13 protein-coding genes and 1 pseudogene are annotated in these 18,368 nt (G+C 60.7%); 7 read left to right on the forward strand and 7 right to left on the reverse strand.

Features of this window, described 5'->3' with window-relative positions; all coding sequences use genetic code 11:
* The coding region (locus I8N66_RS28435) for a PBP1A family penicillin-binding protein (protein ID WP_291161118.1) at window positions 1–2,158 on the forward strand (2,158 nt) is incomplete at its 5' end.
* A 155-nt stretch (window positions 2,159–2,313) separates the two neighbouring features.
* Here the strand turns inward: I8N66_RS28435 and I8N66_RS28440 are convergent.
* Window positions 2,314–3,243: a sugar phosphate isomerase/epimerase family protein gene (locus tag I8N66_RS28440; protein WP_291161121.1), complete on the reverse strand. Its 930-nt coding sequence runs from the start codon at window positions 3,241–3,243 to the stop codon at window positions 2,314–2,316.
* A 258-nt stretch (window positions 3,244–3,501) separates the two neighbouring features.
* Between I8N66_RS28440 and I8N66_RS28445 the strand changes: the two genes are divergently transcribed.
* Genes I8N66_RS28445 through I8N66_RS28460 form a run of 4 tightly spaced genes read left to right on the forward strand, consistent with a single transcriptional unit; the run spans window position 3,502 to window position 7,483 of the window.
* Entirely contained in the window at window positions 3,502–4,629 is a 1,128-nt protein-coding gene (locus I8N66_RS28445) for an extracellular solute-binding protein (RefSeq protein ID WP_223737948.1), read from the forward strand.
* 58 nt (window positions 4,630–4,687) lie between these two features.
* The gene (locus I8N66_RS28450) at window positions 4,688–5,758 is read left to right on the forward strand and encodes an ABC transporter ATP-binding protein (protein ID WP_223728912.1); all 1,071 of its coding nucleotides are present in this window, start codon (window positions 4,688–4,690) and stop codon (window positions 5,756–5,758) included.
* On the forward strand, window positions 5,751–6,632 hold the full coding sequence (locus I8N66_RS28455; RefSeq protein ID WP_291161127.1) for an ABC transporter permease: 882 nt from the start codon (window positions 5,751–5,753) through the stop codon (window positions 6,630–6,632). Before I8N66_RS28450 ends, I8N66_RS28455 begins: the two co-directional genes overlap by 8 nt.
* Entirely contained in the window at window positions 6,629–7,483 is an 855-nt protein-coding gene (locus I8N66_RS28460) for an ABC transporter permease (protein WP_291161130.1), read from the forward strand. The genes I8N66_RS28455 and I8N66_RS28460 overlap by 4 nt, the downstream gene beginning before the upstream one ends.
* A 22-nt stretch (window positions 7,484–7,505) precedes the next feature.
* Here the strand turns inward: I8N66_RS28460 and I8N66_RS28465 are convergent, their stop codons facing one another.
* On the reverse strand, window positions 7,506–10,682 hold the full coding sequence (locus tag I8N66_RS28465; RefSeq protein ID WP_291161133.1) for an efflux RND transporter permease subunit: 3,177 nt from the start codon (window positions 10,680–10,682) through the stop codon (window positions 7,506–7,508).
* Window positions 10,683–10,704: 22 nt separating this feature from the next.
* Window positions 10,705–11,883: an efflux RND transporter periplasmic adaptor subunit gene (locus tag I8N66_RS28470; protein WP_291161135.1), complete on the reverse strand. Its 1,179-nt coding sequence runs from the start codon at window positions 11,881–11,883 to the stop codon at window positions 10,705–10,707.
* A gap of 1,164 nt (window positions 11,884–13,047) precedes the next feature.
* Here I8N66_RS28470 and I8N66_RS28475 point away from each other — a divergent pair.
* Window positions 13,048–13,329, forward strand: coding sequence for a hypothetical protein (locus I8N66_RS28475; RefSeq protein ID WP_291161138.1), 282 nt, complete (start codon window positions 13,048–13,050; stop codon window positions 13,327–13,329).
* A gap of 743 nt (window positions 13,330–14,072) precedes the next feature.
* Here I8N66_RS28475 and I8N66_RS28480 read toward each other — a convergent pair.
* Window positions 14,073–14,522, reverse strand: coding sequence for a hypothetical protein (locus I8N66_RS28480; RefSeq protein ID WP_291161141.1), 450 nt, complete (start codon window positions 14,520–14,522; stop codon window positions 14,073–14,075).
* Between the two features lie 951 nt (window positions 14,523–15,473).
* Between I8N66_RS28480 and I8N66_RS28485 the strand changes: the two genes are divergently transcribed.
* Window positions 15,474–17,534 (forward strand): acyltransferase family protein, encoded by a 2,061-nt coding sequence (locus tag I8N66_RS28485; protein ID WP_291161144.1) that lies wholly within the window; start codon window positions 15,474–15,476, stop codon window positions 17,532–17,534.
* Here I8N66_RS28485 and I8N66_RS28490 read toward each other — a convergent pair.
* The 3 genes and pseudogenes from I8N66_RS28490 to I8N66_RS28500 all read right to left on the reverse strand — a co-directional run.
* A pseudogene (locus I8N66_RS28490) lies at window positions 17,452–17,640 on the reverse strand (hypothetical protein); the annotation flags it as partial. The gene I8N66_RS28485 and the pseudogene I8N66_RS28490 overlap by 83 nt on opposite strands.
* Before the next feature lie 150 nt (window positions 17,641–17,790).
* Window positions 17,791–18,111 (reverse strand): cell wall anchor protein, encoded by a 321-nt coding sequence (locus I8N66_RS28495; RefSeq protein ID WP_291161147.1) that lies wholly within the window; start codon window positions 18,109–18,111, stop codon window positions 17,791–17,793.
* A gap of 30 nt (window positions 18,112–18,141) precedes the next feature.
* On the reverse strand, window positions 18,142–18,345 hold the full coding sequence (locus I8N66_RS28500; protein WP_291161150.1) for a hypothetical protein: 204 nt from the start codon (window positions 18,343–18,345) through the stop codon (window positions 18,142–18,144).
* Window positions 18,346–18,368: the final 23 nt, after the last annotated feature.

Consider the following 18,368-nt stretch of genomic DNA (forward strand, 5'->3'; position numbering starts at 1 on the left):
ACCCTTCGGTCAAAGCGGACAGGCAGCTCGCCATCTGCTGCGTGCGCTCGGCCACGATTTGAAGGTGGGCTCGACCTTTGCCGGTGAGAAGGCCAAGCTCGCGGCATCCCATCTTAAAGCGAGGTTCAGGCCTTCGAATGGAGACGACGCGGCGCCTGCCGTCGTCGACGGTCCCCGCGAGCGGTTCGTGGCTGCCCTGGCGAACGTCGGCAGCCGACTTCGCAATCTACGCAAAAAGCCCTCCAAAGATCGCCCGAACACCTCCGCGAGGTCAAGCAGCTGGAAGATTGTCATAGGTCTGGCTCTCCTCGCCTGCCTCCTTCTTCCGGGAAGTGTGCTCATCTGGGCGCTGAAGGATGTCCCCTGGAGTGAGATCCGGGATGGAACCCTCAAGCCCATCGTAGTGCTGGAAACGGCGGACGGAGGACCGCTGGTGCGGCAAGGGCCCTATCAAGGGCCTTATGCACAATTCGATCAATTCCCGCCGCAACTGATCGATGCCGTGCTGTCGATCGAAGACCGCCGGTTCATGGACCATTTCGGGGTCGATGTCAGGGGAATCGGTCGGGCGCTGGTCCGGAACTTCGAAGCCGGTTCGGTGGTCGAGGGTGGTAGCACCATCACCCAGCAGCTGATCAAGCTGCAATATCTCGACAGCGATCGAACGATAAAGCGAAAGATACAGGAGTTCGTGATCGCGCTTTGGCTGGAGTGGAAACTCGGCAAGCAGGAAATTCTGACACGCTACCTCAACAGCGCCTATCTCGGCGCCGGCGCGACTGGCATGCCCGCGGCCGCGCGGATCTATTTCAACAAGGACATCGGCGCACTCAATCTGCCGGAATCGGCGATGCTGGCCGGGTTGTTGCGGGCACCGAGCCAGTGGAACCCGATCGACAATTTTGACGGTGCACGGCAACGCTCGGCTGTCGTGCTCGACACGATGGTCGCCAATGGCAAAATCACCGCAACCGAGGCAGCCGATGTCAAGGCGAGCTTCGCCACGCTTCACCCGACGACACCCACACCCCGTTCAGGCAGCTGGTTTGCCGACTGGGTCTCGCCGCAGGTAAGCGAAATCGCCGGCGTATCTCCGGGTTCAACGACGGTTCGCACGACACTGTCCCCGCAGTTGCAACAGATCGCTGAACGGGTCGTGAGGAATGCCCTGGACACCGAAGGAAAGAAGGTGGGCGCTTCCCAGGCGGCCTTGGTCGCGATGACGCCGGACGGTGCCGTCGTCGCCATGGTCGGCGGTCGTGACTACAAGCAAAGCCAGTTTAACCGCGCGGTCACGGCGAAGCGGCAACCGGGCTCCACATTCAAGCTTTTCGTCTACTATGCGGCCCTGAAGGCCGGACTTACCCTGAACGATCAGGTCCTGGACGCGCCGATCGACATCGACGGCTGGTCGCCGGAAAACTCCAGCGGCGGCTATCGCGGCTGGGTCACGATTGCCGAGGCGTTCGCCCGGTCGCTGAATGCGCCGGCGGTGGCGCTTGCGCAGGAGGTGGGGCTCGACAAGGTGATCGCCGCTGCCCGCGAACTCGGCATAAGCGCGCCGCTCGCCAACACACCGTCGCTGGCGCTCGGCACGTCGGAGGTGAGTTTGCTTGATCTCACCAGCGCCTATGCCTCCGTCCACCTCGGCAAGGCTCCCGTGGAGCCCTGGGGCATCATCGATTTCCAGGCGGCCGGACAGCCGGAGGCGTTTCGTGTCGGCGCACAGACCGCGCCTTCCATTGATCTATCCGCTTACCAACCCGATCTCGTTGGCCTTCTGCAGCTGGTTGTCGAGCGCGGAACTGGGCGTGGAGCAGCGCCCGGCGCCTTTGCGGCCGGAAAGACCGGCACCAGCCAGAACAATCGCGATGCCTGGTTCGTCGGCTTTACCGAACCACTGGTCGCCGGCGTATGGGTTGGCAATGACGACGACACCCCGATGAACGGGGTAACCGGTGGGGCCTTGCCGGCGCACATCTGGCGGGACTTCATGCGGGAAGCGATGCAGGCACCCGCGGCAGGAACGCTCGTCGAAAGCCCGGCTAACCCGCAGTCTTGCAATATCACGGCCTGCTCCCGCAACTATCGTTCCTTCCGGCCGTCGGACTGCACCTACCAGCCCTATTACGGCGAACGGCGGCTTTGCGAAAAGTGAGCTTCGCTTTGGCATAATCTGCCCCCTGGAACAGGAAGCAGGAAGCCGTGAGCGTGCTGGCGAATACAGTCGGCCGTGCTTTGCTGGCCAATCCCCCACCGGGCGGTACCGCACCGAGGAGTTCGTCGGTGCGGACGCCGGCAAGGTTGCTGAAATCAAGCCGCGGCCGCAGTGCGGCCAATTCGCGCGGAACGGGCGAGGCCTCGTGTTGCCTCGATGCACTCCTGCGCCGCATACCAGTAGCGCTGGTTGAGCTCGATGTTGAAAAGCACGCCTTCGGGAAAGATGCACTCTGCCATGAGCGCCTGCCACGGCATATCGCCCCAGCCGACCGGCAGGTGCAGATCGCCATGGCCATAGGCAAGCCGCTCGCCTTCCGTATACATCCAGATATCGTCCTGGCGGCCGAAGCTGTCATGAACGTGCAGATGCTTGGCGTAGGGCGCCAATGCCGCAATCTCGGCGACGAAACCGTCGCGATTGCCGTCAAAATCGAGTTTCAGATAGGAGTGGCTGAAATCGATGGTCGCCATGACATTGTTGTGTGCGATGGCGGCAAGCTCCGTGGCGAGCCGGCTCGGAGACGAGGCATAGCCGTCCCCCTTGAAGTCTGCAAACAGTGTTTCGACGCACAGTATCAGGCCATGCTGTCGCGCCAGGTCGCCAGCGTTTGAGAGTGCGTGGCGCTGCCGTTCATACGCAGCCTCGGTGCCCGCAGCCTGCTGGCGCAGGGCCAGGCCGGAATGCATCACATAATGTTCGGCCCCAATTTCGGCCGCGACCTCCAGAGAAGCTTCCAAGACCTCGAAGTGGCGCGGCAGGCGCCAGGCCTCGTCCATGAAATTGATGGCGAGTGGACCGTGGACGGAATAGAGAACATCGCGGCCACGGCAAGCATTGAGCAAGGCGGCAAGTTGCGGCCTGCGGACGCGCCCGCCGACGACAACATCGAGATCGAAGGTTGGAATCTCGATCGAGTCCACACCCAGCGCCTCGATCATGTCCAGCTCGGCGCCGAAGTCCGAGAGGTCAGCCGCCCTCCTGTGTGCCGAAATGCCGATACCCTTTACGCCAGCGGATGTCATCGTTCCAAACCTTTCATGGGAAACAAGCCGGGAAGTGGTTGCGGGCCACCCCCTGAATTGGTCCTCGGGCTATTGGCCGAATATGTCAGTCCGCCGACAAACAAATGATCGTTCGATGAAGATTGCAGCAAAGGGTACGAAGCTTTGACCGACCCCTATTTTGGCACGGTCTCCTTTGCATGACTGTCACAGAGCAACCCTATGAGCGGAGCCCAGCAGGCGGCCGATCCCCCGGCCGTCACCAAGGAGAGCTCCCCGATGATGCCTGTTAGCCGACGTAGACTGATGAAGAGTGCGGCCGCCGTTGCCGGCCTGTCGCTCGCAGCCCCGTTCGTATCCCGCGTGGGCTATGCCGCCGGATCCTCGGGTAGCGTGAACATCTTCGCCTGGGCGGGCTACATTTCGGACGAAATGCTGGCGGCGTTCGAGAAAGACACCGGCATCAAGCCGGTCTACACGCCCTATGGCACCAACGACGAACTGCTCAACCAGATGCGTGCGAGCAACGGTACCGGCTACGATATCATCTGGCCGGCCGTCGACCGTGTGCCGAACTACGTCGAACTGGGCCTCATCCAGCCGATCGACGAGACGAAGGTGCTCTGGGACCGCGTGCTCGTCAGTGCCGCAAAGGGTTCGGAGACGCTTGGTGCCGTCGTTGGCGGAAAGCGTTATCAGGTCCCGACCGATTGGGGCACCGAGGCCATCAGCTTCGACAAGAACACCGCGCCGCTCGAATATGGCGCTGCTTCCTATGGCGACATCTGGAAGCCCGAAATGGCCGGAAAGGCCACCGTCCGCGGCCATTCCGGCCTCGTTGGCCTGGGTCTCTGGCTGGAGGTGCAGGGCAAGCTGCCGAAGCCGATGCGCGACAGCTTCAAGGATGAAGCGACGATGCGCGCGAACTACGACGTCATCCTCGCCGAGGCCATTCAGCGCAAGGGCAACATCGCGCAGTTCTGGTCGAACGAAAACGAGGCCCAGGGCGCCTTCCGCGCCAATGGCGTCACCATCGGCCAGACCTGGGATTCGTCAGCCGCCGGCCTTGCCAAGGAAGGCCTGCCGATCGGTTTCGTCGCGCCGAAGGAAGGTGCCCTGACCTGGATGGAGGGCGTCTCCATCCCCGTCGGCACAACCAACGTCGAACAGGCCTACGCCTTCCTGAACTGGGTGCTGACGCCGGAAGCCGGCGCGCTCTACGCCAACCACACCTCGATCAACACGACGGCCGTTGGTGCTGAGAAGTTCCTTTCCGAAGCGTCGCGCAACTTCTTTGCAGCGGCCTATCCGGGCGATGCGCTGGAGAAGCTCTGGTGGTGGCCGGTGCAGGAGAACTGGTTCGTCGCACTGCGCAACGAATACCAGGACAAGTTCCTTTCCGCCTAAGCGGGCGAACACCAGACGGCGGGGGCTTGGCTCCCGCCACTTTTTCAAGGAAGCAGCTATGTCCCGCTCCGTCGAACTCACAGACATCGAAATGACCTTCGGCAAGACTCGCGCAGTTGAAAAACTGTCCGTCGCGATCGAAGGCGGTGAGTTCTTCTCGATCCTCGGCCCCTCCGGCTGCGGGAAAACGACGATCCTGCGGCTGATCGCCGGCTTCGTCCAGCCGACCGCGGGCCGTGTCCTGATCGGTGGCCGGGACATGGCCGGGATCGGTGCTGCCCAACGGCCGACCTCGATGATCTTTCAGTCATTGGCGCTCTTCCCGCTCATGCCCGTGTGGGAAAACATCGCCTTCGGGCTTGAAGTGCGCGGCGTGCGCAAGGCCGAACGGCGGCGACGCGCCGAAGAATTGCTCGAGCTGATCGCCCTTCCCGGTTACGGGGACCGGATGGTTCACGAGCTTTCCGGCGGCCAGAAGCAACGCGTGGCGATCGCGCGTGCGCTTGCGGTCGAGCCGCAGGTCCTGCTGCTCGACGAGCCGCTTTCGGCACTCGACTTGAAGCTGCGCCAGCACATGCGCGCAGAACTCCGCGCTTTGCAGAAGCGCACGGGCGTCACCTTCGTCTATATCACGCACGATCAGTCGGAAGCGCTGGCGATGTCGGACCGTGTGGCGGTGATGAGTGCGGGCGTGCTGCAGCAGGTGGCAGCGCCGCTGGAACTCTATGCCAACCCGGCCACGCCCTTCGTCGCCCGGTTCGTCGGCGAGACCAACGCGTTCCAGGGGCGTGTCGAGCGCATTGCCGACGGCATGGCCGCAATCGAGACCGAGCACGGGATTTTCACCGGTCGCAGCGGCGGTGGACTCAAGGTCGGGGATCGTGCCGCAGTCTACGTCCGACCGGAGGCTATTACACTTGCCGGCGAAGCCGACCGCAATGGTTTGAAAGCTGTCGCCGAACAACTCGAATTCGAAGGCGCGACCGCAATGCTGCACGCAAAGACGGACGGTGGGCACCGTCTGGCGGCCGCCCTGCCGCATCACCGGCTGGCGGAGGCGCCGGCGGCCGGAACGCCGGTCCGACTGTCGTTCTCTTCCTCGCAAGCTCTGGTTCTTGCAGATGCATAGCCTGTTTCAACGATTTGGCCCGGGGCTCGGGAGCGCAATCGTCATCTGCGTTGCCGTCTGGCTGCTGGGGATGGTTCTCGCGCCGAACCTGATGATGCTCGACTTCTCGCTCCGGCCGAACCTGACGCCTGCACAGGTGGGAGGTCCGGAAGATGGTTACACACTTTCCCATTTCGCGGCACTGTTTTCCGACCCGGTCCATCGGGCGATCTTTTTCAAGACCATATGGGCGAGTGCGCTGGTGATGGCGACGACCTTCGTCGTCACCTATCCGATCGCCTTCTGGCTGGCAAAGGTCGCCAAGGGCAAGGCCGTTGCACTGGTGACCGTTGCGCTCATCATTCCCTTCTGGATCAACGAGGTGCTGCGGACGCTCGCCTGGTACATTCTGCTTGCCTTCAACGGACCACTCAACGCTGCCCTTCTCTGGCTGGGCGTGCTCGATGCGCCGCTGCGCTGGTTCGGTGATTTCGGCGTGCTCGCTGGGATGGTCTACGCCTACATCTTGTTCATGCTGTTTCCGATCTTCAACTCGATCAGCACACTGGACTCGGCGCAGATCGAGGCCGCCCGCAACCTTGGCGCTTCGACCGTTCAGATACATCGCCGGATCGTCATCCCGCACGCCAAGGCGGGGATCGCGACCGGCTGCGTTTTCACCTTCATGCTCGCCGCCGGCAGTTATGTGGCGCCGGCCCTGCTGGGTGCGCCCGGTAGCCGCTGGTTCACGCAGATCATCTACAACTGGTTTTTCGAAGGCGGCAATTGGAACCGTGGCGCAGCCTATGCGCTGGTACTGCTCGCGCTCTGTATGGCCGTTGTCATGGCGGCGTTGAAGATTTTCCGCGTCAACCTTGCGGATGTGGCCAAATGAGCATGTCCAGCAAAGTGTCTCTTGCGACGACCCCATCGGTCGGATTGTTGGCAACCTTCGGCCGCCTCATGCCGCCGGTCATCTTCGCCACCTACATGGCGCTGTTCTTCGCCTATCTGTTCCTGCCCTTGGCGGTGATGGCGGTGGCGACGTTCAACACCAGCAAGTTTCCGACAGTCACACCCTGGCTCGGCACGACACTCGACTGGTTCGCCGCGCTTTGGGCAGACAGCGCCATGTGGCAGGCGCTTTGGCTATCGATCCTCATTAGTATCGGGGTGATCGCCATTTCGCTGCCGATCGGAACTGCCGCCGCGCTCTTCCTTAACGGTCTCCAGGATCGTTCACGCAACTTCTTTTATGCGCTGATGGTTTCGCCGATGCTGACCCCCGGTGTCGCCATTGGCATCGCCACGCTTGTGCTGTGGCGCCAGGCCGGCATCGGCGGGGGCACGCTGCTCATCATCGTCGCGCAGTCGAGCTTCATCTCCGCCTATGTCATGCTGATGGTCGCGGCGCGCCTGCAGCGGTTCGACCGGACGCTCGAGGACGCCGCTGTCGACCTCGGTGCCTCGCGCCTCCTGGTCTTCCGTCGGGTCCTGTTGCCCTATCTCAAGCCTTCTTTGCTGGCGGCAGCCTGCATCGCCTTCCTGCAATCATTTGAGAACTACAACACGACGTTGTTCGTTCGCGGCACCGAGACGCCCTTGACCGTCTACATCGCAACGAAGGTTCGCACAGGCCTCACGCCGGCGGTCAATGCGCTGGGACTGACGCTCATCGTTTTCACCATCCTTGCGGCCATCGCCTATGAACTCGCGCGCCGGAGCCGTTCGGAAACATCCGTCTGAGTCCTCTGCCGCAGGCGAACTTTCATGTATCGGCCTGATGGTCCGGAGTATCTGCGACAGCTCGGCCGGCGGCTGCTGGCTGCTGCCGTTCACGCCGTACCTTGAATGACCCAAGCTGGAACAGTTGTGAGATCCACCGTGTCAGATCCTCCATGTAGAGGTAGATCACAGGCGTCACGAAGAGCGTCACAAACTGCGATACCAAAAGACCGCCGACCACCGCGACGCCAAGCGGCTGGCGCAGTTCCGCGCTTGCGCCGCTGCCGATCGCGATCGGCAATGTGCTCATGATCGCCGCTGCGGATGTCATCATGATCGGGCGGAAACGCATCAGGCAGGCCCTTTGGATCGCCTCTCGGGCCGGACTGCCGGACCGTTGCAGCGCCAGCGCCACGTCGATCATCATGATCGCGTTTTTCTTGACGATGCCGATCAGCATCAACACGCCGACGATCGCGATGATCGAGAGGTCGAAGCCGCAAAAATAAATTGCGAGAAGCGCACCGGAGATGGCCGACGGCAGACCGGAGAGCACGGTCAGCGGATGGATGAGGCTTTCATAGAGAACGCCGAGCACGAGATAGATCGTCACGATGGCCGCAAGGACGAGGATACCCTGGTTGGCGGCAGCATCCTGGAAGAGCTGCGTCGTGCCGTAGTTTCGGGTGGCGATCTCTGAGGGCATGCCGATCTCTGTCTTGAGACGAGCGACCTCCGCAAGCGCGTTGCCAAGAGCGACCTGGGCCGGCAGGTTGAAGGATATGGTGACGGCCGGCAATTGGCCGAGCTGATTGATGGTGAGTGGTCCGGAGACGGTTTCGATGCGGGCGAAGGCGCCGAGGGGCACCAGCGCACCATTCGCGCCGCCCACACGCAGTTCAGCGAACATGTCGGCAGACCACTCGATGCTCGGATCGAGTTCCATGATGACTTCGTAGCTGTCGCCGGCCGTGTAGATCGTGGAGATCTGCTCTGCGCCGAAGCCGCCATAGAGTGTCGTGCGCAGCTGACTGGCATCGACGCCGAGCGTTGCCGCCTTATCGAGATCGACGACCAGGCGTGTTTGTGGCGCATTGATCTGCAGGTCGCTGTTGACGTCGGTGAAGTACGCGCGATCCGCGCTCATCGCGTCGCGGAGCTTTTGCGCCCACTCGTTCATCAGCGGCTGATCGAGGCTCTGGAGCACCAGCTGATACTGGCTGGCGGAGGCGCGCGACCCGACGGAGAGGTTCTGGATCGGCGACATGAACGCCTGGATGCCGGGAATTGCCGCAAGCTCCCGGCGCAATTCCGCAAGAACGGTTTCGAGCGGCGGGCGGTCGCGCTTCGGTTTGAGTTCCACGAAAAGGCGCCCGGTGTTGAGGGCCGTCGATGCCCCGCCCGATCCGATCGTGCTTGCGACATGGGCGACGTAGGGCGACTTGGCAAAGACCGCTTCGACCTTGGACTGAAGCGCAGACATCGCAGCAAAGGAAATGTCCTGACGGGCCTGGGTGGTGACCTGGAGCTGGCCGATATCCTCCTGAGGAAAGAAGCCCTTCGGGATCGAAACAATCTGGTAGGCGGTGATCGCCACGGTGAACAGGAAGAGAAGAAGTACCAGGGCTCGCTGCCGGATACAGAAGGAAAGCAGCCCTTCGTAGGTCTTGAGGATGCGCGCAAAACCGCGTTCGAACGCAAGGTCCAGCCGCGTAAGCACGCCGCCTCCGGCACTTTCACTGTTGGCAGGCAGCCGGGCGGCGAGCATCGGCGTCAACGTGAGCGATACGAAGGCGGAAGCGAGGATCGCAACAGTAACGACCACGGCGAATTCGTGAAGAATCCGGCCGATAACGCCGCCCATCAACAGCACCGGTATGAACACTGCGACCAGCGACAGGGAGATTGCAACGATGGTGAAACCGATTTCCTTCGAACCGGCAAGGGCTGCCGAAAAGGCGTCGCTACCTTCCTCTTCCATGTGCCGAACGATGTTCTCCAGCATGACGATCGCATCATCCACCACGAGACCGACGGAGAGTGTGAGCGCCATCAGCGAGATATTGTCGATCGAAAAGCCGAGCGGATACATCGCGGCAAAGGTGGCGATAATGGAGATCGGCACCGCCAATGCCGGGATGAGCGTGGCCCAGAGGCGGCGCACGAAGACGAAGATGACGAGGATTACGAGGCCAATGGTCAGCGCGAGGGTAAACTGAACGTCGTGGACCGCGCCACGAACGGAGACCGACCGGTCGTTGAGCGTTTCGATGCTGGCCGCTGCGGGTAGCGACTGGCGCAGCGACGGCAGTAGCGCCTGCACCCGGTCGACGACTTGTACCGTGTTTGCGTCCGGCTGGCGCAGGATTGCCAGGATGATGGCGCGCGATCCGTCATGCCAGCTCGCCGTCTGATCGTTGGCGATGGAATCGATCACCGTCGCGACGTCGCCCAGCCGCACAGGCTTGCCGTTGTCGCTCTTGATGATGATGTTGGAGAAGTTCGCGGCGTTCATTCGCTGTGTATCGGCGACGATCGCCACCTGGCGGTCTTTCGTCCGCGCGGTGCCAAGCGGCGAATTGTCGTTTGCCGCAGCGACCGCGGTTTTCAACGCATCCACGGAGATGCCACGCGCCGTCAGCGCATCCGGGTGCATCTGAATGCGCACCGCGAATTGCTGGCTGCCGAAGATGGACACTTCGGCCACCCCGTCGAGCACGGACAACGTAGGGGATATCACCTGCTGAGCGATCGCATCGAGGTCGGTAAGAGGCACCGTATTGCTCTTCAGCGCCAGCAGTAGAACCGGGGCATCGGCCGGGTTGACCTTACGATAGCTTGGCGGCGCCGGCATGTCCTGCGGCAGGAGCCTTAGCGTCCTGGTGATCGCCGCCTGCACATCGGCCGCAGCGGCGTCGATGTTGCGACCGAGCACGAACTCGATCGAGATCGATGTGGAGCCAAGGGAATTGGTCGTCGAGATCGTGTCGATCCCCGCAATGGTGGCGAACTGCTTGATGAGCGGCGTTGCAACCGAGGTCGCCATGGTGTCCGGCGACGCGCCGGGCAGCGACGCCGAGACGTTGATGACCGGGAAATCGGTCCGCGGCAGAGCTGCGATCGGCAGCACGAGATAGCTGAATGCGCCCGCAAGGATGAGCGCAACCGACAGCAGCGCTGTGGCGATCGGGCGGCGAATGCTGAACTCGGACAGTGGCATCTTCGTTCACTCCCGAAATTCCTCAATCCGTCAGCGGTTGTGCGGCAGGAGGCACCACCTTGACGGCGTCGCCCGGCTTCAGACGGGCTTGTCCCTCGACCACGACCTTTTCACCCTGCGTGAGCCCCGAAGGGATCACGGCCAGCTTGCCGTCATCGAACAGTGGCTTTACGGCCAGTGTTTCCACCGTGTTGTCGTCCTTCACATGGAAGACGAAGGGGCCGTTCTGGCCCGGTTGAACCGCAACGCTCGGGATGACCGGCGCCTGGTGCAATTGCTCCTGTTCGATATCAACATCGACGAACTGACCCGGCCATAGCTTTTGCGCGCCATTGGGAAAGGTGGCCCGCATGGTGATCGTGCCGGAGGTGGCGTCGACCGAGGAGTCGATGAAATCGAGCACACCCTCGCCTATGGCCGTTTCCGAACCGCTGAGCTTGGCGCGCACGCGCGGCGGCTTGCCCTGATCCAGCAGCACCTTGAACGTCTGCAACTGCTCTTCCGGCAAATGGAAGGCAACCTCGATCGGGTCGATCGCGGTAATCGTCACCAGGTTGGTGGAGGTTGCGCCCGTCTGGCCGACGAGATCACCGAGAGTGACCTGGACAACGCCGAGGCGGCCGCTGATGGGTGCGGTGATCTGCGTCAGGCTGAGCGCGACCTGATCGGCCTCGACGGAGGCACGGTCAGCATCAAGCGTCGCCTCGGCCGACTGCTGCACCGAGAGTGCGGTATCATAGGTCTGCTGCGTTCCCGTCTTGTCGTCGCGCAGGGTTCTTGCACGCTCGAGTTCTGTTTTGGCGTCCGAAAGAAGTGCTGTGTCCTTTGCGACGATTGCCATGTCACGCGCGAGCTGTGCCTGCATTGCTCGGTCATCCAACGTGAAAAGCGGATCTCCGGCCTTGACCATCTGCCCGTCCTTGACGTGGATGGCTGTGATCTGGCTCGCAATACGAGCACCGACCTGTACGGTGTCGGGTGCCTGGACATTGCCCAGGGCGTGGACAATGACGGGCACGTCCTTGAGCGTAACCGTGGCCGTTTCGACGGAGATGGCGCCACCGTGTTTGGAGTCAGCAGAGACGTCACGGGCGGGCTTTGCCTCGCTTTGCACCGCCATCCGGGTTACACTGACCCCAGCGGCGGCCACGCAGACGAGACCGGCGGCGACTAGGATCGCGATACTTGATCGACTGGCCATCAGCGCCTCCGTATTTCTCGATTGGCGCCGCATCGGCCGCCGCGAAGGGCCGCGACCTCAGCGCCAAAAGACGATACTCGCACAGACAGCATGGTCCGTTTGCGGGTGAGCGCACGTGTAAAGGGGCCCTGCTGATCTGTTCGACCAATTGGGCGGCGGTGGCTCTCTCTTTGGAAGAGAGTTCGCGTCGTGCCAACACTTCCGAAATTGGGCGCCAATCTGGTCGCTTCAATGGCGCAACACGCTGAAAAACAATTAAAAATTGTTCATGTTGCGCGCCCTACACGCGTTTGTCGTAAGCGGCACCATTATTCTCCGGAAATCGAAACAATATCAATACATTAGCGTATTCATGCGTGGATGCATCCGCCCGTCTATCCACCTTGCAGTGCCTGGAATTTTGCACAGTTATCTGCGCGAATCTAAATCGGAAAGCCGCAGATCAATGCAAAGTGATGTTTATGATCAATGACGGAGCGCCAACTACGATCAGGGTTTGCCCTGGACATGGCAGCCGCAGGCTGCTGTCCGAGGTAGATTGCCACCTCCTCGGGTTTGTCGTGTCGAGCCAATGTTGCAAATCGAAAGCAGCCGCGGCTGGCTTGGCTGCCGACGGAACAACAAGAGCAACCATTCCGCCGACGGCGATGGAGAACGATGATATTGGCGACGATGAGCTGATTTCGCTCTCGCGGGCGGCAAAGCTCTTTTCCACGGAGAACTGACCAAGTCCTCGCTGCGCACGGAGGCTCGCAAGGGCAACCTCGAAATCGTCCGGATCGCCAACAAGGCTTTTGTTACGCGAAATGGCATCCGGAGGATGATTGAAAGATGCCGCCTGCCGGTTGGTAATGATGCTAAAATCTCAAAGGATCAGCCGAAATCGGAAACGACTCCCAAGGAAGCCGCGCACATCCGGCTTGCAGCATTGAAGGCAACGCTTCCTTCGAAGAGGTAGGCGTAAATGTAACGGACTGCGAGACATGACGACTACTTTGGACGGGGCGATGACGCCGGCAGCGCCAGTCGCCAAGCTTCACGCTGCAGGCATTCCGGTATCGAAGCTCACCCTACGGGCAAAGGCCAGGACGCTCGGCGCATCATCGCGAAAGCAATGTTCCTGCTTCCTGAAGATATCGAGACAATCCTAGAAGCTAATCGGCCATGTCCATCACCATCTATCGTCGCGGCAAGATCTGGCACTACCGGGGCACGGTTGCCCGCAGAAGGCTACGAGGCTCTACTTTTACGGCTGACAAAGAAACAGCAGAAAGAATCGCCGCCGAAATGGAGGCGACCGAGTGGAAACGCGAACTCTACGAGCCCGAGGCAGTCCTGACATTTTCACAAGCTGTCTCGCTCTACCTGGACGCCCAGAAGCCCGACCGCTTCCTGCTGAAGCTGGTGAGCTACTGGAAGGATACCCTGGTTCGTTTGGTGCTTTGAATGAAAGACCGCATCCTCGAACTTTACTCAGAATTTCGCAGGCGCCTAGAGCGTTGTCCTAGTCAGAACCTTCCCGTTAGCCTTCATGACTTTCCTCGAGGAGCATGTGGAGATGCCGCTCCTCTACTCGCGGAGTTTTTGTCAGAACACGGCTATGGGCCGTTCAGATATATCCTAGGGGAACGGAACGGACGTTCCCATGCGTGGCTTCAGGGCAACGGTCTCATCATCGATATAACAGCCGACCAATTCGAAGACTTCGATGCACCGGTGTTTGTCGGTGAAAGTTCTACATGGCACGAAAGCTTTGATGGCAGAGTTTGCACGAAGCTGATTTTTGGATTTACGATGATTACACTTCATCCAACCTCGCTGCAGCCTACCGCAGGATCAACGCGGCTGCCGGAGCGCTCTGAGCATGTCGCTTACCACAGCGATAACTCGAATGCTGCGGATTCCCGAAAAAGTGGGAGATCTACGTTAGGACCGCGAAGACCTTCGTGCTCACGTCCAGCGCCTTCACACCCTTGAAGGACGGATCGTCTCACCCGCTCTTCAGCTTGGCGACGCACCAATTCCAGTACGTCTCGACCATCTCTGTCGCCTCACGCGCGGTGTCGCAATAGCCCTGGTTCGGCGTCGGCGGAGCCCCTAGGCCCCGAGCCGGATGTGATGAAGCCGTGGAGAAATGCAAGGGTTACCGGCGAGCTGATGCGCTCGCCGGGAAACCAGCGATACCGCGCTCACTCGTCTTTTTTATCGGGGAGGTGCGCAGCGTGTTCGTGCAGATTTGAGTTGTTTGCGAGCCATTCACCAAATCGCGCAAAGCTGTGGCTGGGCTGCTTCGCCTCGTCTTTGCTCAGGTCAGAGAGGATCGCGGCGGCAATCGCGCGTGGCATCTCGTGAGGGATAGTGGCAACCGGGTTGCCGTCGGGGTTCCAATCAACACTACGCACAAAGGCAGCGATGAAACCCCAATCAAAGGGGATGCAGGCTTGTTGTTCATCGAGCGACATCGCGTGCCATGCACTTAGAGCGACGTCAGCGAGGTTAATAGCAGTTCGGCGCATCTCAGCGCTGCTGGTTTTATTCCATGTTGCGCGCAGAGAGGGAGATGCAACTAGAGCGTCGGCCATGTTGGCCCACACACAGATCGCGGCGTCAGAACGTTCAATATGCTCAGTTTCATGCATGCGTAGGGCCCTCCTTGTTTGATTACCCTCACGGTGTCGTCTGCCTGCTCCGAGTCGTCAACATTAAGTTGAATTTGGAAGTATTTCACTAACAGTTGCAGTCATGTTGCGCGGCCTCCCTTTCGCCAGGAACGTGACGTGCCTCTTGGCCCCCATTGCCCCACGGGGGCCATTTCTTTGCCGAGCTCGGAAATAACTACAACTTCTGAAGTATGCGAGAACGGGTGTGGAACAGTCGCGGCACGAAAGAAGTCCAGACAGGCTTCCCTCCCCCAAATGGGTGAAGAACATATGCGAACAAGCCGCCAACGTCTTGTTAGAACAATTAAATACAGATCCAGGACTTAAGTCTGATACGTTCAGAAAATGGTCTTAGCCACGTTGTGGAATCAAAATCACGTCGCCATTACTAGTTGAGCGTCAACCGCACTTGGCGCTTGTGATCCCAGAGCGCGACCCAGCCCCAAGCGAAGTTGCGCTCTGGGATCCTGTGCCTCTGAAATCAGGGCGAGCACGATGGCCATGACGTTTCTTTCGGCGCATGGGAAAGTTGATTTCGGTCGTTGTCTAGTAGACGATGAGGTGCGCATACTGCCTGAGCGTCACCTACGCAGGGCGCCAGCGCGCGACCGCCCCACCTCATGGCACGTGCTGGGGCCATCAGCGCCCCTCCTGGAAAAGCAGTCGCGGCGATGGAACCGATTGTTTCGCCGACCTTTATTGGTGAGCCATGATTATTCCCCGGAATCAGCGCGGCCCCAGTTTTTCCCATTTCGCTGGGGCCCGCCGGATCAGCACATTCTACCTGGCGGGGCCTTTTCTTTGAGTGGATTGGGCAACTCATGGGGATAAAATCGCTAGGGATGGCCTGGCAATTGCCGCGCCACTTGATCGGACAATTTCTGGTCGATAAGCGCTTTTGAGAAGTCACTCAATCAGCAAGCGCAAATTATGTCGACACAGCATGCCGAGAAGTATCGGCCAGACATCGACGGCCTTCGGGCTATCGCGGTTCTTTCCGTCGTAATCTACCACGCCTTTCCTGCTGGCAAGCTGAAGGGTGGTTTCATCGGTGTCGATATCTTCTTCGTGATCTCCGGCTTTTTGATCACCGGCATTCTGCTACGCGAACTGAAGGCTGGGACGTTCTCAATCTTGCATTTCTACGCAAGACGCGTGCTCCGGATCTTCCCCGCACTGATCACGGTGTTGGTGGCCTGTCTCGGCGCCGGATGGCTGGGCCTTTTCTCGGATGAGTATGCGCAGGTCGGGAAGCACGTCGCCGGCAGCGCGGCCTTCATCGTCAATCTTCTGCTCTGGCAGGAGGTCGGCTATTTCGACGTGTCGTCGGAACTGAAACCGTTGCTGCACCTCTGGTCGCTCGGTATCGAGGAGCAGTTCTATATCGTCTGGCCAGTCTTCCTGTGGCTCGCGTGGCGACTGCGCTTCTCGTTCCTCAAGCTCGCGCTGGCGATTGCAGCCGCGTCCTTCGCTGCTGGCGTCTACTACACCTTTGTCGACCCCACCCTCGCCTTCTACGCACCGCCGACCCGGTTCTGGGAACTGATGGCTGGCGGCATTCTCGCCTATTGCCTGTCTGAAAGTATCGCCCCGAGTGCTCGGCACCGCGACGGTGTGTCTATCTTCGGCTTGGTGCTGATTGTCGTCGGTCTGCTGGTGATCAAGAAGAGCCACGCCTTTCCCGGCGCATGGGCGTTGCTGCCGGTGGCCGGCGCCGTGCTCCTTATCGCGTCAGGTCCGGCAGCCGTGATCAACCGGACGGTGCTTTCCAACAAGGTTGCGGTCTGGTTCGGCCTGATCAGCTATCCGCTGTATCTGTGGCACTGGCCTGTTCTGGCCTTCCTTCGGATCGGAAAGGCGGATGGGGTTTATCGGGAAATCGCTTGGGAAAGCCGCTCAATCGCGGTTCTAGCGGCCATCGGGCTCGCATGGGCAACCTATCGGCTCATCGAGCGGCCGATTCGGTATGGCGGGGAAACGAGACTTTGGGTGCCGACGTTGTCCGCGGGCATGGTCGCCCTGCTTTTCACGGGCGCCGGGGTCTACACCATGAACGGCATTCCGAGCCGGGTCGAGCTTTCGCCGCCGTCGGCCGCCGTTCTCTTCGCCGACTATCCGCACCCGCTGAAAAACGCGGCCTGCCATCAAGTGTACCCGGAGCTTGCGGACGCATGGAGCTGCTTGCTGTCCAAGGACAGGCCGGCCGACGTGGCAATCATCGGCGATTCCCATGCGCACCAGTATTTCCAGAGCTTGGCGAAGAAGCTGCCGAGCCTGAGCGTCCTGAACACCAGCGCGCCGAACTGCCTGCCCTTCTCTGGGCACGCCCGCTGCGAGAAAGTCGCGAACGAGACGATAGCCTTCCTTGAGAAAAACCGCTCGATCAAGACCGTCATCTTCGCCGGTTATTACAGCGTCCTTGCCGCCGGCATGAGATACGAAAACATCGAAGGTCAGCGGGTTGCCGCCGATCTCACTGTTGAGGGACATCAGCGGTTTGAAAATTCTGCCCGGAAGATGCTTGCGAGCCTTGAGGCGCAGGGAATGGGGGTCGTCGTTCTCGGTGATATCCCGGACATGATCTTCCGGCCACGCGACTGCGTAGGGTTCGCTAACCCTGTGATGGCGTCGTTGCGAGGAAGCTTGAACGCGAAGCCGCTCGACAAATGCGCAATACCTGAGGGTGAATTCCGCGCCCGCATGCGGCCGTTCGACGACACCCTCGCCGCGATCCTGTCAGAGCATCCTGGCCTGTCGACGTTTGATCCCCGGCCGCTCTTCTGCGACGGCTCAACCTGTGTCGCGTATCGGGATCCGACGTTCCTGTATTGGAATAGCGATCACCTGACGATTGAAGGAGCTGACATAGTGATCGACGCCCTGTTGAAAGCGTTCCCGATCGGGGCGCCTATGGCGAGCGTGTCCTTGAACCGCGACCATTCTCTTCCAGCCGCTGCAGGATCTCGCGAACAAGCCGCATATCCGAACTGAGATTGTTGAGCGTGCTCTCGACGGCACGCATTGATGTCGCGGCATCGGCGGCCTGTTTCTCGACGGCGACCAGGCGCAGCTCGTGATTGTCGATCTGCCGAATGGTGGTTTCGAGCTGCGTTACCGCTCTTCCAGCTGCTGTTCGGCGCTGCGGCAGCGGCTTCAGCCGGCACTGCCGGGTTGCCGACAACGTCGATCACCCGCGAGGCGATCTTACTCTCGAGGTGTTTCTTTGCTGCGTTCACGTCGTGATCCTTCATCCGCTGGCCTTGGCTTCGCGCAGCGCCCGCGTGATCGCCGCGTAGGCTTCGGCAGCCTTCACGAGCGCAGTCGCGGCGGTGACGCTGCCTGGATCTTTGCAGATCGCCTCAGCTGCGCCCCAGGCAGCCGCTTCCTTGGCGACACTCGCCTCCTTGATGTTGCCGGTGCTGGCGACGATCACGAACGCCGAGTGCGCCGTCGCTGCCGTCGAGCAAATCTGCGGAAGGTTCTGCTGGATCTTCGTATCGATCGAGCCGGTGGTCGTGCAGGAGGACAGCGCAAAGGCCGCCGCTGCTATGAAAAGCAGTGAACGCATGTTCGTTTCGTTCGATGTTGGGACGTTTTTTTAGAGGCGTGCTTTGACGTCGGCGCGCATCTTATCGCCGCATGCTTTGGCGCCGATGACGTTCGGCGCGAACGGGAGCCGGGTGAAATCCCACTTGCCGGCCTGCTTGATGCCCAAGTTCCGCTGAACCTCGGCATGGGAGAGTATGGCTTTCGAGGTGACCGGGATTTTGTAGAATTCGGCCAAGTGGGCGATGACGTCCATGGCGCGGTGCCACTACGTTTCCG

Origin of the sequence: Ensifer sp. SSB1 (genome assembly GCF_016652895.1) — a bacterium.
Taxonomy (GTDB): Bacteria; Pseudomonadota; Alphaproteobacteria; order Rhizobiales; family Rhizobiaceae; genus Ensifer.

Bases quoted from the DNA above. Each gene is read 5' to 3' on its own strand.
- I8N66_RS28440 (WP_291161121.1), bottom strand. From the start codon at position 3,243: ATGACATCCGCTGGCGTAAAGGGTATCGGCATTTCGGCACACAGGAGG.
- I8N66_RS28445 (WP_223737948.1), top strand. From the start codon at position 3,502: ATGATGCCTGTTAGCCGACGTAGACTGATGAAGAGTGCGGCCGCCGTT.
- I8N66_RS28450 (WP_223728912.1), top strand. From the start codon at position 4,688: ATGTCCCGCTCCGTCGAACTCACAGACATCGAAATGACCTTCGGCAAG.
- I8N66_RS28455 (WP_291161127.1), top strand. From the start codon at position 5,751: ATGCATAGCCTGTTTCAACGATTTGGCCCGGGGCTCGGGAGCGCAATC.
- I8N66_RS28460 (WP_291161130.1), top strand. From the start codon at position 6,629: ATGAGCATGTCCAGCAAAGTGTCTCTTGCGACGACCCCATCGGTCGGA.
- I8N66_RS28465 (WP_291161133.1), bottom strand. From the start codon at position 10,682: ATGCCACTGTCCGAGTTCAGCATTCGCCGCCCGATCGCCACAGCGCTG.
- I8N66_RS28470 (WP_291161135.1), bottom strand. From the start codon at position 11,883: ATGGCCAGTCGATCAAGTATCGCGATCCTAGTCGCCGCCGGTCTCGTC.
- I8N66_RS28475 (WP_291161138.1), top strand. From the start codon at position 13,048: ATGTCCATCACCATCTATCGTCGCGGCAAGATCTGGCACTACCGGGGC.
- I8N66_RS28480 (WP_291161141.1), bottom strand. From the start codon at position 14,522: ATGCATGAAACTGAGCATATTGAACGTTCTGACGCCGCGATCTGTGTG.
- I8N66_RS28485 (WP_291161144.1), top strand. From the start codon at position 15,474: ATGTCGACACAGCATGCCGAGAAGTATCGGCCAGACATCGACGGCCTT.
- I8N66_RS28495 (WP_291161147.1), bottom strand. From the start codon at position 18,111: ATGCGTTCACTGCTTTTCATAGCAGCGGCGGCCTTTGCGCTGTCCTCC.
- I8N66_RS28500 (WP_291161150.1), bottom strand. From the start codon at position 18,345: ATGGACGTCATCGCCCACTTGGCCGAATTCTACAAAATCCCGGTCACC.